Raw genomic sequence first — 14,502 nt, 5'->3', positions numbered from 1 at the left:
CCCGAACCTCCTCGACGGGCCGGGCGTGCTCCTGGTGGGCACCGAGGAGCCCCCGCGTCCCTTATTTGGGCGAAAGCCTACCGGGGTGACGCGCGCTCGCCACCCTCGTAAGTGGTCCTGACCACCACTTCGAGGACTCCTGGAAGTAAATCTTCCTTAACACCAACGAAATAGTCGGAGGGCTTTCGCTTTAGTGACGGAGAGCACCCCTTGTTATCCATCCATGCCCCCGCCTCCACCCTCAAACGAGGAGCTCCGCTCCGCTGTATCTTCCCGAGCCATGCACAAACCCGCCGACACGAGTACCCCGATCGCGTCGATCCTGGCCCACCGCTGGAGCCCGCGCGCCTACGACGAGTCAGCGATCGTCACCGAAGACCAGCTCCGCGCGCTGCTCGAAGCGGCCCGCTGGGCGCCGTCGTTCGGCAACACCCAGCCCGCCCGCTACCTGGTCGGCCTGCGGGGAACGCCGTCGTTCGACCGCATCCTCTCGACGCTCAACTCGGGCAACCGGGCGTGGGCCCATCGCGCCGGGCTGCTGCTGATCGGCGTGATGGTGACCACGAACGAGAAGGGTGAAGTCCCGTACGCCGAGTACGGGCTGGGGCTGGCGAGCGAGAACCTCGTGCTCCAGGCCGTCGACCTCGGCCTGATCGCACACCAGATGGCGGGCTTCTCCGCCGAAGCGGCGAAGGACTTCTTCGGCCTCCCTGACGACGTCGTCCCGAAGGTCGCGATCGCCGTCGGCTCGCCCGCGGACCCCTCGGTGCTCGAAGAGGACTGGCGCATCGAGCGCGAAAAGGCGCCGCGCGAGCGAGTCCCGCTGGCTGAATTCGCCTACGCCGACGCCTGGGGCACGAGCGCTTTCGACGGCTGAGGGAGCCAGCGAAGGGCGAGAATGCCGAGCCCGACGTGCAGCAGGCTCAGCACCGCGACGGCGGTGTGGAGGCCCGCGACGAAGGCCTCCTTCGCGTCAAGAGCGGCTGTGGGCGCGATCTCGAGGGTTTCGCCGAGTGTCGGCGCGAGGTCCGGGCCCGCCAGCCGGAACACCAGCGCGGCGAGCGAGCCCATGAGCGCGATCCCCAGCGCGTTGCCGATCTCGTTACTCGTTTCGGCGATCGCGCCCGCCGCTCCCGCGCGCGCGGCGGGCACCGCGGCGACGGCCGTGTCGGCCACCACGCTGAACGAGATGCCGTAGCCGACGCCGGCGACCACCGTCGACGCGACGTACCAGCCCGCTCCGCCCGTGACACCGGTCATGAGCAGCAGGGCGAGCCCGGCGGCGATGGAGAAGTGGCAGACGATCAGCGCCGCGCGTGCGCCGATCCGGTCGACCAGCGCGGGCGTGACGACGCACATGATCGTGAGCACGGCCGCGCCCGGCAACGCCAGCAGCGCCGCGTGCAGCACGGGCAGGCCGAGCACGGACTGCAAGTGGATCCCCGACAGGTACGCGGCCGCCGACCACGCCGCCAGCGGCAGCAGCCCGGTGACGATCGCGATCGTGAAGACACGGTCGCGGAACAAGGAGAACTCGACCAGCGGGTACTCGAGACCCCGCTGACGCCGGGCGAACCACACCAGCAGCCCCGCCCCGGCGACGGCGGCGGAGACCGCGGTGACGGACAGTCCGTCGGCGGCCGCGTGCTTGATCCCGTAGATCGCGAGCAGCAGGCCGGCCGCGGAGAGCACGACGCTCAGCACGTCGACGCGTCCCTTCCCGGTGGCCCGCACCTCCCGCAGCAGCACTGGCGCGAGCGCCAGGAACACCGCGATCACCGGGAGGTTGACCAGGAAGACCGAGCCCCACGCGAACCGTTCCAGCAGGACACCGCCGACGACCGGGCCGATCGCGAAACCGGCGGCGAACGCGGCCGCGAAGATCCCGATGGCCCGCGCCCGGCGTCGCGCGTCGGGGAAGAGCTCGCTCAGCACCGCCAGCGCGGACGGCAGCAGCGTCGCTCCCGCCAGCCCCATCAGGGCGCGGAACGTGATGAGCAGCTCCGGGTTCGGGGCGAACGCGGCGCCCGCCGAACCGATGCCGAACACCGCGGCGCCGATCATCAGCAGCTTCAGCCGCCCGTACCGGTCGCCGATATTGCCGAACGCGATCAGCAGCGAGCCGACCGCGAAGCCGTAGACGTCGAGGATCCACAGCGCCTGATCGGCCGTGGGGGTGAGCGCCTGGCTGATCCTGGGCATCGCGAGGAACAGGATCGACCCGTCCATGGAGACCAGGAACACCGGGCAGAGGATCACCAGCAGGCCGAACCAGGCCCGGGAGTGCTGTCGTGTCATGCCCTCGACGCTGTACCGGCTTCGAGTGAGCAGCCATCCCCGTGCCGTGGGTACACCCGGCGGGTACACCCACGCGGCGGGCGGAGAACTTAGGCTCGGAGTCATGGAAAGCCTCGGCGTATACCTCAAGAGCCGTCGTGATCGCGTGACGCCCGCCGAGATCGGCCTGCGCACGTACGGCACTTCGCGCCGTGTACCTGGTCTACGCCGCGAAGAGCTCGCCCAGCTCGCCGGAGTGAGCGCCGGGTACTACACGCGGCTGGAGCAAGGACTGGCCGAAACCGCTTCACGGCAGGTGCTCGACGCGCTCGCCCGCGCACTCCGGCTCGACGACGTCGAGACCGGCCATCTGCACAACCTCGCCCGGCAGACTTCGCTCCCGAAGCTGTCGGACCCCGGCCCGGAAGACCCGCACCCGCGGGTCCTCGCGCTGCTGGAGAACCTCGGCGAGGCCGTGCCCGCCCTCGTCTTCGGCCGTCGCGGCGACGTGCTCGCGTGGAACCACGCCGGACACACGCTCATGGCCGAACACCTGGATTTCGACGCGCCGAACGATCCCGAACGGCGGCCGTCGCTGCCGCGCATGTTCTTCCTCGACCCGCTGACCCGCGAGCTGCACCGGAACCGGGCCGAACTCGCACCGATCCACGTCGCCTATCTGCGGTTGACCGCGGGCCGCTACCCCACCGACGCCCGCCTGGCCGCGCTCATCGGCGAGCTTTCGATGCGCAGCGACGAGTTCGCGTCACTCTGGGCGACCGGCGACGTGGCTGATTGCACCGTCGGCGCCATGCACCTGCGTCACCCGACGGTCGGCGCGGTCAGCGTCGACTACCAGGTGTGGCTCCAGCCCGACAGCCCCGACCACCGGCTGGAGATCTACACGCCGAAGGACCCGGGATCCGCCGACGCGCTGAAGATCCTGACCCACTTCGATCGCTAACCTGGGGTCATGGGGGCCTTTCGCAGCGTTCTCCGCAACGAATCCCGCACGATGGCCGGACTCTGGCTGTATCTCAGGCGCCGGAAGGACGGCATCGACGGGGACGCCGTCGCGGTGCCGTACGGCGCGAACGGGAAGTCGATCTTCATCGTGTTCGCGGTGGTGAGCGCCGCCGAAGCGGGTCTCTTCTGGCTGATCGACTTCGGCCTCGTCGTCGACCTCCTGCTGCTCGCCCTTGGCGTGTACTCGGCGCTGCTGGTGTTCGGGGTCTACGCCGGCACCGTCGTCCGGCCGCACGTGATCTCGTCGCGCGAGGTGCGGGTGCGCTACAGCTCCTTTTACGACGTGCGGATCCCCAGGGAGAACGTGGTCAGCCTGCGGAACGTGAAGGAAAGCCACGATCCCCTCAAGGCGAAGGCCTTTCGCGACGGAACCTGGCTCAGCTACGACAACTTCTACGAGACGAACCTGGTCGCCGAACTGCGTGAGCCGATCACGGTGACCCGGCCGCTCGGCAAGACCGAGACCGTCCGCGTCGTCAAGTTCCAGGCGGACGACCCGAAGGCCGCTGTCGAGGCTTACGAACGGCTCGGTGTCAGCTGAGCCGGTACGTCCTGGCGACGATGGCACGGGCGAGCTCGGTGACGCTCTCGTTCCGTGCGAAGGCGTGCGCGCGGATGAGGACCAGAGCGTCGGCCGCCGAGCAGTCGTGGGTGGACATCACGACCCCGGTGGCCTGGTGCGCCACGACGCAGAGGTCGACGTCGCCGAACAGCGGATGCACCGGCAGGCCGTCGTCCACGTCCAGGCGCACCGCCGGGTCCAACGCGGTGCTGGTCAGCACGTCGGCGAGCACCCCCACCGACCGGGCCACCTCGGCACCCGGTTCGGGCTCGGGCCGGTACGCGGTGACGTTGCCCATCGGCACCTCGGCGGGGCCAAGCCGGGCCGACACCACCGATCGGACGCCGAGTTCCCTGGCCGCCGGGCCGAACTGGGGCCACCGGCTCACGAGTTCCGGCTCGCCGCAGACCCCCGGTCTCCCCGTCGTGTCCCGGGCAGGTCCTTCGCCGAGGGCGTATTCGAGGTCGTGCGCCCTGGCGGCGATGGGATCGGACACGACGACCGAAGCCTCGCCCCCGCCGGTGCTGAACAGGGACACCGCCAGGCTCCGGAGGCCGGTCGCCTCGGCGGCGACCGTCATGAACGCCGGGGGCACGCCCGCCGGTTCCTCCGGTAGGTCCGCCCAGCGCCCGACGGCGTCGAGGTAGCCGGCGTGCATGTCCGCCGCGGCCCGGTGCTTGCGCTCGGTGGCGCGGTGCAGCTCCGCCATCCGCAGATGAAAGGGCCGCATCGAGACGGTGGCCGTCTCCATCAGGCTTTCGTGCCGCCTCGCGACTGCCGCCGCTCGATCCGCCCGCCCGCGCTCGGTGTCGATCAGTCGGCGCATGGCGGTCGGGTCGTACCGACCACCGGTGCCGTCCCACATGGGCTGAGCGTACGCCCGGCGACGCCCGCGGAGAGGACCCGAACGGCTGAGCCCCGGCGGGTTCCCCGTCAGCGGGCGGAGGACTAGCGTTGATTCCCCAGCGCCCTCGAAACCGTATTTCGCAGGAAGGCCGGATTTCATGCAGAACCGGGAAAGATGGGTCGCCGACACGTTGGTGGAGCTGGCCGACACCTTGGCACCCGCGCTCGACCCGAAAGACTATTGGCTCTGTGTGACGAACCGTTACGCAGAACTGGTTTCGTCCTCTTCGGTCCGGCTCGTCGCGGCAGGCGACCACCCGATCACGGTACACACCGATGAACGGCTCGAAAGACCGTCGCTCGCCCGGATCCTCGCCGAGGAAGGCCCCGGCGTGGACTGCCGCGCAGGGCGTGAGCCGGTCGTCAACGTGCTTCTGGACGAGGCGGGAACACGCTGGAAACGACTGGTCCCCGCCGCTCTCTCGCTCGGTTTCCGATCGGTACACGCGTTCCCGTTCAGCCGCCGCGAAGACGTCCTCGGCGACGTCACGATCCTGACCACGGAAACCGCTCCGCTGCCGGTGGCCGACCTGCGGGTCGCGGTCGCGCTCGCCGACGCGGCGACGATCGGCATGCTCAACCACCGCGCGATCGCCGGCCTGACCAGGACCTCCGAACAACTGCAGGTGGCGCTGGACAGCCGGGTGATCATCGAGCAGGCGAAGGGCATCGTCTCGGCTCGGCTGGAGATCGAGCCGGGCGAAGCGTTCCGCCTGTTGCGCCGCTACGCGCGCGGCCACAACCGCCGGATCAGCGACCTGTGCGAACTGATCGTCACCCGTCGCGTGACGGCGTCCGATCTGGTGGGTTCACTCCCCAGGAACACGACGCGCGGGCGCTGACTCACCCCCGCCGCTTTTCCATCAGCAGCACCACTCCGCCGCCCGGTCCCCGCAGCGGCGAGGAGCTGACCGAAACGACGAGTGACCTGCCCTTCCGGTCCACCGCGTCGATCTCGACCCGCGCCGCCCGATGCCCGGTCTCGTTGCAGACCTCGACGGTGTCGCGGAGCCCGGCGGTCGGCAGGCCGAAGTCGAGGCCGAAGAAATCCTGCCGGTAGACCTCGTCGGCGCGCATACCCCACAGTTCCTGGGCGCCCCGGTTCCAGCTGCGCACCTGGAGATCTCCGTCGAGCACGACCACGCCTGCTTCGACGCTCGAAAGCACTCCTTCGAAGAACATGCGCGTCTCGTCGAGTTCCGCGGTGCGGATGCGCATCTCCTCGTTCATGGTTTCGAGTTCTTCGTTGCCCGACTGGAGTTCTTCGTTCGTGGTCTCGAGTTCCTCGTTCGTGGACTGGAGTTCCTCGTTCGTCGTCTCGAGTTCCTCGATGCTCGACTGGAGCTCCTCGTTGACCGTTTCGAGTTCCGCGTTCGTCGACTGAAGTTCGGCGTAGGCCGTCGCCAGGTCCTCCTGCACCCGTTTCACCTCCTGCTGGAGCCTGGTCGCCTCGGTGGTGTCCACGAATGTGATGGCCACGCCGATGTCCTCGCCTTCGATGGTGATCAGCGGCCGGACGATGATGTCGAGGTACTGCGTCTCTTCCGTGCTCTTCTGGCGCCGGACGGAATCGATCCGCACGCTGCGGCGCTCGGCGTGGGCCTGATCGATCACCGAGCGGAGTTCGATCGGCCGGTAGGAGATCTCCAGATCGTGGAACGGCCTGCCGACGTCGTCCGAGGACAGCCCGAACTGCAACCGAGCCGAGCCGTTGATCAGGGCGACCGTGCCGTCACGTTCGACGCCGAGGACCGAATCGGGTGACGACGCCAAGGCGAGTTCGGTGACGTGACGTCGCCGGTTGGCGTCCCGCACCCCCGCGCCTGCCCGGACGTCGAACCGCGCGGGCTTCACCGGCATACCCCCCGTTCGCAGCTTGAAAACCCGGTTACGGATGTTGGCCGCGTCGAATCGGATGCCGTCGGAAAGCAGCATTTCGGCCTTCCCGAGGAACAGGTAGCCACCTTCGTTGAGCGCGAAATGGAAGCGCTCGATGATCTTCGCCTGCGCCTCGACGTTGAAGTACATCAGGGTGTTGCGGCAAGCGAGCAGGTCGACCCGGGAGATGGGGGCGTCACGCGTGATGTCGTGTCTGCCGAAGATCACCCGACGCCGGAGGTCTCGCCGGAAGGCGAACAGATTGCCGGTCGGCTCGAAGTACTTCTTCTTCAGTCCTTCGGTCAATCGATCCAGCGCTTTCGAGGAATACAGCCCCGTCCTCGCCTCGCGCAGGGCCTCCTCGTCGACGTCGGTCCCGTAGATCTTGACCCGCCTCGTGGTCTCCTCGACACCGAGGTGCTCGGCGAAGATGATCGCGAGGGAATACGCCTCCTCGCCGCTGGAGCATCCGGCGCTCCAGATACGGATCTCACCTTCGCCGACCCTCGCCACGATTTCGGGCACGACGGTCGTCTGCAGGTAGTGCCAGGCTTCGGGATCCCGGAGGAAACTGGTGACGTTGATCAGGATGGTGTTGAAGAGTTCCAGGAACTCTTCGGCGTTGATCTCCAGGAAGTCCCGGTATTCGGCGTATCCGTCGATCTTCACGGCCTGCATCCGTTTCCGGATCCGGCGAGCGAGGGAGGTCCGCTTGTAGCCGGTGAAGTCGAAGCCGCGGGAATCCCTGATGAACGTCAGCAGGTCCTCGAGCCCGCGATCGTCGTGGATTTCGCCGTCCGGCGCGTTCATAGCGTCCTCGTTCCCTTGACCAGGCCGACGAGAGCACCGGCGATTTCGTCCAGCGGAAGCACCAAGTCGACCGGCACGGCCTTCACCACGGCCTGGGGCATGCCCTTGAATTCGGCGGTCGCCGGATCCTCGGCGACAACGCTGCCGCCCCGCGCCTTCACCATCGCGGCCCCTGCCGAACCGTCGGACCCTGTCCCGGTCAGGACACAGACGAGGGCGGCGGGACCGTAGACGGCGGCGACGGATTCGAAGAGCAGATCGACCGACGGCCGTACGAACTTCACCTGTTCGGTCGCCGAAAGCTCCAGCACACCGCCGGGTCTCACCAGGAGATGCCGGTTCGGCGGTGCCATGTGGACGACGCCGGGCTCGAGGACGTCCCCGGTCTCGGCCAGCTTGATCCGCAGCCGTGACCGCCGGTTGAGGATATCGGCGAGAACCGTGTCGTGCCGGGGATCGAGATGCTGGACGACGATCAGCGGCACGCGGAAATCGGCGGGCAGCTCGCCGAGGATCGCCATGAGCGCCTTGACTCCACCCGCCGAGGAACCCACGGCGACGATCTCGTAAGCCATCGCCTCGTGACGGTCGGGGGCGGGCATACCCCCCAGCGTAGTGCTCCGTGCGCTAAGCCGGACCGCCGACGCGTCGGATGATCCTGGCGAGGATTCCCGTGACGACCATCCAGAAGACCGCGGCGATGCCGTAGTTGATCAACACGCGGAGCTTGGCGTCCTCGGGCATGAAGAGATCCTTGAAGCCCAGCAGGAGCCCGTCGGCCCAGCCTCGGACGAACGACACGATGCCGTTGCCGGGGTTCGCCTCGCCGATCACGAAGACGACGTGCAGCACCAGGATGGCCGCGAAGATCAAGCCGGCCCAGCGGACGACGTTCGCCAGGATCCCGGCCGCACGACTGCCGCCCGCTCGCCAGTCGACCTTGCGCCTGGTCGCCTGATCAGCGGTTTCCTTCTCTTCAGCGTGCTCGCCCATGCCGGGCAGTGTGGCACGCCGCCTGGTCCGATTGCTACCCGCGAGTAACCCGAATGGGCGCCACTTGAGTCACGGTTCGATCGCGGCCCGGGTTTCCTTTCGGGAGATCACGCGGTTAAGGTGGCGTCGTGGCTCGAGCTCTCCTGCTTCGCTGCCGCGACGGGGCCTGATCGGACCGGCTCCCCGTCGCGGGGCTTCGTGGTGCCGGTCGTCGCACCCGATTCTTCAGGAGAACCGTCCCCTCATGAGCATCCGCAAGCCCACCCGTCCTGCCCCTTCCGAGCAGGCTTCGTGGAATACCCAGCGCGGCACTTCGATGCCCGTGCACCGCTATCGTCCCTGGTACGACCTGATCGAGGACATCTCGCTGCCCGACCGCACCTGGCCGGACAAGCGCATCGACACCGCGCCGCTGTGGTGCGCCGTCGACCTGCGTGACGGCAACCAGGCCCTGATCGACCCGATGTCGCCCGCGCGCAAGCGCAAGTTCTTCGACCTGCTGGTCCGCATGGGCTACAAGGAGATCGAGGTCGGCTTCCCGGCGGCGTCGCAGACGGACTTCGACTTCGTCCGCGAGATCATCGACGAGGGCGCCATCCCGGACGACGTCAGCATCCAGGTGCTGACCCAGTGCCGCCCGGAGCTGATCGAGCGCACCTTCAAGGCGCTCGAAGGCGCGCCGCGCGCGATCGTGCACATCTACAACTCGACCTCGATCCTGCAGCGTCGCGTCGTGTTCCGCGAGGAACGCATCGGCATCACGAAGATCGCTTCGCAGGCCGCCGAGCTGGTCGTCGACTACGCCGCGAAGCAGCCGGACACCGACTTCCGGTTCCAGTACTCGCCGGAGTCCTACACCGGCACCGAGCTGTCGTACGCGCTCGAGGTCTGCAACACCATCACCGGGATCTGGCAGCCGACGCCGGAGAAGCCGGTCATCCTGAACCTGCCCGCCACCGTCGAGATGGCGTCGCCGAACGTCTACGCCGACTCGATCGAGTGGATGCACCGCAACCTGGACCGCCGCGATTCGGTGATCCTGTCGCTGCACCCGCACAACGACCGCGGCACCGGCATCGCCGCCGCCGAACTGGGCTTCCAGGCCGGCGCGGACCGGATCGAAGGCTGCCTGTTCGGCAACGGCGAGCGCACCGGCAACGTCGACCTGGTCGCGCTGGGCATGAACCTGTACAGCCAGGGTGTCGACCCGCAGATCGACTTCTCCGACATGGACGAGATCAAGCGGACCGTCGAGTACTGCAACCAGCTGCCGGTGCACGAACGCAGCCCGTGGGCCGGTGACCTGGTGTTCACCGCGTTCTCCGGCAGCCACCAGGACGCGATCAACAAGGGCCTCGACGCGCTGAAGGCCGCCGCCGACAAGGTGGGGACGCCGGTCGACGAGCACCCGTGGGAGGTCCCCTACCTGCCGATCGACCCGAAGGACATCGGCCGCAACTACGAGGCCGTGATCCGGGTGAACTCGCAGTCCGGCAAGGGCGGCGTCGCCTACATCATGAAGGCCGAGCACCAGCTCGACCTGCCGCGGCGCCTGCAGATCGAGTTCTCGAAGGTCGTCCAGCGCCACACCGACACCGAGGGCGGCGAGGTCGACCCGGCCACGATGTGGAACGCGTTCTCGGCCGAGTACCTGGAGCTGAAGACGCCGCTGGAGCTGGTGCGCCAGCACGTCAGGGACAACGGCGACGGCGAGTACGACATCACCGCCACCGTGCGGGTCGAGGGTGACGAGCACGAGGTCACCGGCCGGGGCAACGGCCCGATCGCGGCGTTCTTCGACGCGCTGTCGACCGTCGGGTTCGACCTGCGGCTGCTGGACTACAGCGAGCACACGCTCTCGCCGGGCGACGACGCGCGGGCCGCGTCGTACATCGAGTGCGCGATCTCCGACCGGGTGTACTGGGGGATCGGGATCGACCCGTCGATCGTGACCGCTTCGCTGCGGGCCGTCATTTCCGCGGTGAACCGGGCTCACCGGTAGTTTTCGCTTCGCGCGTGAAGGCCCCTTCCCCTCGGCTGAGCCGAGGGGAAGGGGCCTTCACGCGCTACAGGGCCTTCACGGCGGCCAGGATGTCGGCCGGATCGGTGCGCGTCGTGTAATCCGGGTGCACGTCGATGTACCGGATGACCCCCTCGCCGTCCACGACCAGGACGGTCGGATAGGGCAGCTCCCATTCCGCCGCCCCGTTGATCTTCTCGACGTCGCCGATGAGCGTGTCGAAGGCCGGCTTCGTCTCCGGAGCCAGCCGGAACGTGATGCCGAGCGCACGGCCGAGCTGGTTGTCCACATCGGACAGCACGGCGAACTCGAGATCCTTCGTGGACAAGGAGTCGTCCGGCAGCTGCGGGCTGACGGCGACCAGCTTCACGCCCAGGTTCTCCAGCTCCGGCAACAGTTCCCGCTGATACGTACGCAAGGCCAGGTTGCAGTACGGACACCACGCGCCGCGGTAGAACACCACGACCGCGGGGCCGTCCGCGACCCGGACCCGCTCGCCGCCGGCGTCCGGCAGCACGAGGTCCGGCATCGCCGTTCCCGGCTTCGCGGCCTCCTCGGCGACCACCCCCACGAACGTCGCACGGTCGGCCTTGAGCACCTCGGCGACCTCGGCCGGAACGTGGCTCGCGACGGATTCCCGCAGCTCGGCGAGGTCGGTGTTGAGATCCCCCATCGACAGCTCCTTCGGTTGTACTGATCGGTACAGTGAAGCCGACTGTACTATTCGGTACATGAGTGGTCAACCGGCGAAGACCCCGCAGGGGCGGATGACGAGGGACGCGATCGTCGACGCGGCGGCGGAGCTGATGTACGTCAACGGCGTCGCCGGGACGAGCGTCGACAAGGTGCTCGCGGCGAGCGGCGCCGGGAAATCGCAGATGTACCACTACTTCAAGAACAAGGATCAGCTCGTCGAGGCGGTCATCGCCCGCTTCCTCGAAAACATCCTCGGCAATCAGCCGACCATCTTCGAGCTGCACGACTGGGCCGATTTCGACCAGTGGGCGAGCGAGATCCTGGCCATCCAGACCACGCCCAAGGGACCGATCGCCTGCCCGCTGGGCAACCTCACCGGCGAACTCGGCGACGACCCCCAAATGGCCCCGCTGCTGGACAAGGCCTACCGCGAATGGGAGTCACATCTCCAGCGCGGACTGGAATCGTTGCGAGAAAAGGGAAAACTCGCCGCGGACGCCGACCCGGCGAGGCTCGCGCAGGCCGCGCTGACCTGCGTGCAGGGCGGCCTGCTGATGGCCCACCTGCGCCACGACGTCACGCCGATCGCCGACGCGCTCAAGATCGCGTTGGACCACCTGAGGAGTCACGCTCGCCCGTGAGCGCGCCGACCTCGCCGGCGAGCGCGTCGAGCACCTTCGCCACCGCCGGCCGGGAAGCCGCCCCGATCCGGTAGACCGCTTCCACGTGCCGCGCCGCCTTGATCCCGGCGAGCGGGCGGCAAACGAGGCCGCTGCCGCGCCGAGTATCCATTGTGTACCGGGGAAGCAGCGCGATCCCGTGCCCGGCGGCGACGAGCCGCTCGGTGATGCGGAAATCGTTGATGCGCTGGACGACCTGCGGGCGCACCCCGGTGCGGATGATCAGCGACTGGAGGATGTCGTCCACCGGGAACCCGGCGTTGACGCTGATCCAGCGTTCGTCGGCGAGTTCGGCCAGCTCGATGCGGCGCCGCTTCGCCAGCCGGTGCCCGGCGGGGAGCGCGACGTCGAGCGGTTCACGCAGCAGATGCCGCGTCTCCAGCCGGTCCGAGCCGAGCGACGGCGCGTGCTCGTCCCGGTGCGCCACCACGATGTCGTAATCCGCGACGAGCCCGGGGACCTCCGGCGGGGTCATGTCGACGTCGCGCACGATGACGTCCAACCCGTCGAACTCCGCCGTCCGGTGCAGCAGCCCGGGCAGCAGCATCAGCCCGGCCGACTGGAAGATCGCCACCCGGACCCGGCCGCGCGGGGCGCTGCGATAAGTGTCCAATTCGGACTCCGCGCGCTCCAGGGCGGCGAGTACGTCGTCCGCGCGGGCGACCAGCGCGCGACCCGCGTCGGTCAGCCGCAGTCCTCTTCCGGCGGGTTCGGTCAGCGCGAGACCGACGTCACTCTGCAAGGCGCGCAGCTGCTGGGAAACCGCGGACGGCGTGCAGTGCAACGCCTTCGCGGCCGCCGTCACGCTGCCGCGATCGGCGAACTCCCGCAGGGTCCGCAACCGGCCGATGTCCATACCGCCAGCATATGTGAAGCCGAACTGAACGATCGCTGCAAATATTCTCGCTGGTCCTAAAGGGTCGCACCACGTAAGAGTGAAGACATGCCCGCCCGCGATCGTCTGCTCGCCCTGTTCGTCGCCGTCCTCTGGGGCTGCAACTTCCTCGCCATCCACGCCACTCTCGGCCAGTTCCCGCCAGTCTTCGCCGGCGGGCTGCGCTTCGCGGTCATCGCCATCCCGACGATCCTGTTCGTGCCGTGGCCGAAGGTGAAGATCCGCCACCTGCTCGGCTACGGGCTGGGCTTCGGCACCGGGCAGTTCGTGTTCCTCTTCATCGCGATGGACACCGGCATGCCGACCGGTCTCGCGTCGCTGGTGCTGCAGGCGTCGGCGCCGTTCACCGTCCTGCTCGGCGCCGTCTTCCTGCGTGAACGCGTGTCCGGACGGCAGCTCACCGGCATCCTGCTCGCCGTCGCCGGGATGGCGACGATCGCCTGGCAGCAGGCCGGGAACGCCGCCCTGCTGCCGGTGATCCTGACCCTCCTCGGCGCCCTGAGCTGGGCGTTCGGCAACCTGAGCACCCGGCAGGCGGCACCGGACAACCCGCTGAACTTCGTCCTCTGGATGTCCGTGGTGCCGCCGCTGCCGATGTTCGCGCTGTCGCTGGTCATGGAGGGCCCCGCCGAGATCGGCCACTCGCTGAGCACCCTCGGCACCACCACCGGGCTGATCGGCCTCGGCGGCCTCGCCTACGTGGTGCTGTTCGGCACGATCGTCGGCTCCGGGATCTGGACGTCGCTGATGCGCCGCAACCCCGCGGGCGTGGTCGCGCCGTTCTCCCTGCTGGTGCCGGTCGTCGGGCTGTCGATGGCGTTCCTGGTCCTCGACGAACGCCCCTCACTGGCAGAGATCCTCGCCGCGGCCGTGGTCATCGGCGGCGTCCTGTTCGGTTCGACGAAGCGCCGCGTGCGCGAACCGGATTTCCTCGCCGAAGCCGAAACGCCTCAGCCCACTGGTGTGCGGTGAGGCTTTTGGGCACGACTTCCTTGCCGGGGCAGGTGAACACCCGCCGTACGAAGTCCTGGTAGCGCACACGATCCGCGTCTTCGACGAGCGGACGCTCGCGGCGGGTCATGGTGAGCAGACCGCCGTCGACGCCGGGCCGCGGGCGGAACGCCGTGGCGGGCACCCGGCCGGCCAGCCGGAAGTCGAACCACGGCCACCACTGCGCGGTCATCATGGTCGCGCCACCGACCCCGGCCCGGCGGCGCGCCACCTCCCACTGCATGAGCAGGACGGCGTCCGTCCAACCGGGAGCGGCGAGGACGTGACGCAGGGTCGCGGTGGTCAGGTGGAACGGCAGATTGCCGACCAGTACGTGTGGCGTCTTCGGCAGGGGGAACCGCAGGTAGTCCGCGGTGACGATCTTCGTCGAGGGCTGGACGCGGCCCGCCAGCCGGGCGGCTCGGCGGTCGTCGACCTCGACGCCGGTCAGTGGCCTGCCGAGCCGTTCGAGCGGCAAGGTCAGCGCGCCGTCGCCGGTGCCGAATTCGATGACCGGCCCGTCCGTACCGTCGACGAGCTTCACGACGGTTTCGATGATGTTCCGGTCGATGAGGAAGTTCTGGCCGAGTTCATGACGGCCAGGACGCTGTGTGCGCAAGGGATCTCCGCGGCTTCGAGGTGAGCCGGGCAGCACGAGGCCTGCCCGGCGATGACTCGCTCGGGCGGCGGTTCCTTGCTTGACGCCGGGGATCCGCCGCTAGTTGCGGCGGGTCCTGGTGAACGCGGAAGCACACATGGCGGCGAAACT

General features: G+C 68.5%; 15 protein-coding genes. 7 read left to right on the top strand and 8 right to left on the bottom strand.

Annotated features, from left to right (window positions below):
* The first annotated feature begins 280 nt into the window (after window positions 1–280).
* A complete protein-coding gene (locus AC069I_RS08585) occupies window positions 281–877 on the top strand; it encodes a nitroreductase family protein (protein WP_478224332.1) in 597 nt (198 codons plus the stop codon).
* On the opposite strand, the gene AC069I_RS08580 is transcribed toward AC069I_RS08585, so the two are convergent.
* A complete protein-coding gene (locus AC069I_RS08580) occupies window positions 838–2,298 on the bottom strand; it encodes an MFS transporter (RefSeq protein ID WP_478224331.1) in 1,461 nt (486 codons plus the stop codon). The two genes, AC069I_RS08585 and AC069I_RS08580, sit on opposite strands and share 40 nt — an antisense overlap.
* A 103-nt stretch (window positions 2,299–2,401) precedes the next feature.
* Between AC069I_RS08580 and AC069I_RS08575 the strand changes: the two genes are divergently transcribed.
* The gene (locus AC069I_RS08575; protein WP_478224330.1) at window positions 2,402–3,241 is read left to right on the top strand and encodes a helix-turn-helix transcriptional regulator; all 840 of its coding nucleotides are present in this window, start codon (window positions 2,402–2,404) and stop codon (window positions 3,239–3,241) included.
* 9 nt (window positions 3,242–3,250) lie between these two features.
* Entirely contained in the window at window positions 3,251–3,844 is a 594-nt protein-coding gene (locus AC069I_RS08570; protein WP_478224329.1) for a hypothetical protein, read from the top strand.
* Here the strand turns inward: AC069I_RS08570 and AC069I_RS08565 are convergent.
* Window positions 3,837–4,730, bottom strand: a complete 894-nt coding sequence (locus AC069I_RS08565) for an ANTAR domain-containing protein (protein ID WP_478234241.1) — start codon at window positions 4,728–4,730, stop codon at window positions 3,837–3,839. The genes AC069I_RS08570 and AC069I_RS08565 overlap by 8 nt on opposite strands.
* A 139-nt stretch (window positions 4,731–4,869) precedes the next feature.
* On the opposite strand from AC069I_RS08565, the gene AC069I_RS08560 reads away from it, so the two are divergent.
* Complete coding sequence (locus tag AC069I_RS08560; RefSeq protein WP_478265082.1) at window positions 4,870–5,613, top strand: ANTAR domain-containing protein; 744 nt, start codon at window positions 4,870–4,872, stop codon at window positions 5,611–5,613.
* Window position 5,614: 1 nt separating this feature from the next.
* On the opposite strand, the gene AC069I_RS08555 is transcribed toward AC069I_RS08560, so the two are convergent.
* From AC069I_RS08555 to AC069I_RS08545, 3 genes are read right to left on the bottom strand one after another with little or no spacing between them, the layout of a single operon-like run.
* Window positions 5,615–7,459 carry a CheR family methyltransferase gene (locus tag AC069I_RS08555; RefSeq protein WP_478224326.1) on the bottom strand — a complete coding sequence of 615 codons (1,845 nt, stop codon included), beginning with the start codon at window positions 7,457–7,459 and terminating at the stop codon, window positions 5,615–5,617.
* The gene (locus AC069I_RS08550; protein WP_478224325.1) at window positions 7,456–8,061 is read right to left on the bottom strand and encodes a chemotaxis protein CheB; all 606 of its coding nucleotides are present in this window, start codon (window positions 8,059–8,061) and stop codon (window positions 7,456–7,458) included. The genes AC069I_RS08555 and AC069I_RS08550 overlap by 4 nt, the downstream gene beginning before the upstream one ends.
* A gap of 25 nt (window positions 8,062–8,086) precedes the next feature.
* Window positions 8,087–8,452, bottom strand: coding sequence for a hypothetical protein (locus AC069I_RS08545; RefSeq protein WP_478224324.1), 366 nt, complete (start codon window positions 8,450–8,452; stop codon window positions 8,087–8,089).
* Window positions 8,453–8,696: 244 nt separating this feature from the next.
* Here AC069I_RS08545 and leuA point away from each other — a divergent pair, with 244 nt between their 5' ends.
* Window positions 8,697–10,454, top strand: a complete 1,758-nt coding sequence (gene leuA / locus AC069I_RS08540; RefSeq protein WP_478224323.1) for a 2-isopropylmalate synthase — start codon at window positions 8,697–8,699, stop codon at window positions 10,452–10,454.
* A gap of 64 nt (window positions 10,455–10,518) precedes the next feature.
* Here the strand turns inward: leuA and AC069I_RS08535 are convergent, their stop codons facing one another.
* Entirely contained in the window at window positions 10,519–11,145 is a 627-nt protein-coding gene (locus AC069I_RS08535) for a peroxiredoxin-like family protein (RefSeq protein WP_478265081.1), read from the bottom strand.
* Window positions 11,146–11,203: 58 nt separating this feature from the next.
* On the opposite strand from AC069I_RS08535, the gene AC069I_RS08530 reads away from it, so the two are divergent.
* Entirely contained in the window at window positions 11,204–11,809 is a 606-nt protein-coding gene (locus tag AC069I_RS08530; RefSeq protein WP_478265080.1) for a TetR/AcrR family transcriptional regulator, read from the top strand.
* Here AC069I_RS08530 and AC069I_RS08525 read toward each other — a convergent pair.
* Window positions 11,766–12,704 carry a LysR family transcriptional regulator gene (locus tag AC069I_RS08525; RefSeq protein ID WP_478234248.1) on the bottom strand — a complete coding sequence of 313 codons (939 nt, stop codon included), beginning with the start codon at window positions 12,702–12,704 and terminating at the stop codon, window positions 11,766–11,768. The two genes, AC069I_RS08530 and AC069I_RS08525, sit on opposite strands and share 44 nt — an antisense overlap.
* A gap of 87 nt (window positions 12,705–12,791) precedes the next feature.
* Here AC069I_RS08525 and AC069I_RS08520 point away from each other — a divergent pair, with 87 nt between their 5' ends.
* Window positions 12,792–13,715, top strand: a complete 924-nt coding sequence (locus AC069I_RS08520; protein WP_478265079.1) for an EamA family transporter — start codon at window positions 12,792–12,794, stop codon at window positions 13,713–13,715.
* Here AC069I_RS08520 and erm read toward each other — a convergent pair.
* Window positions 13,618–14,352 carry a 23S ribosomal RNA methyltransferase Erm gene (gene erm, locus AC069I_RS08515; protein ID WP_478265078.1) on the bottom strand — a complete coding sequence of 245 codons (735 nt, stop codon included), beginning with the start codon at window positions 14,350–14,352 and terminating at the stop codon, window positions 13,618–13,620. The genes AC069I_RS08520 and erm overlap by 98 nt on opposite strands.
* Window positions 14,353–14,502: the final 150 nt, after the last annotated feature.

It is taken from the genome of Amycolatopsis sp. NPDC043885, from assembly GCF_056435685.1.
Note: the sequence above shows the minus strand (reverse complement) of the source record. Positions and strands in the feature narration are given on the sequence as shown.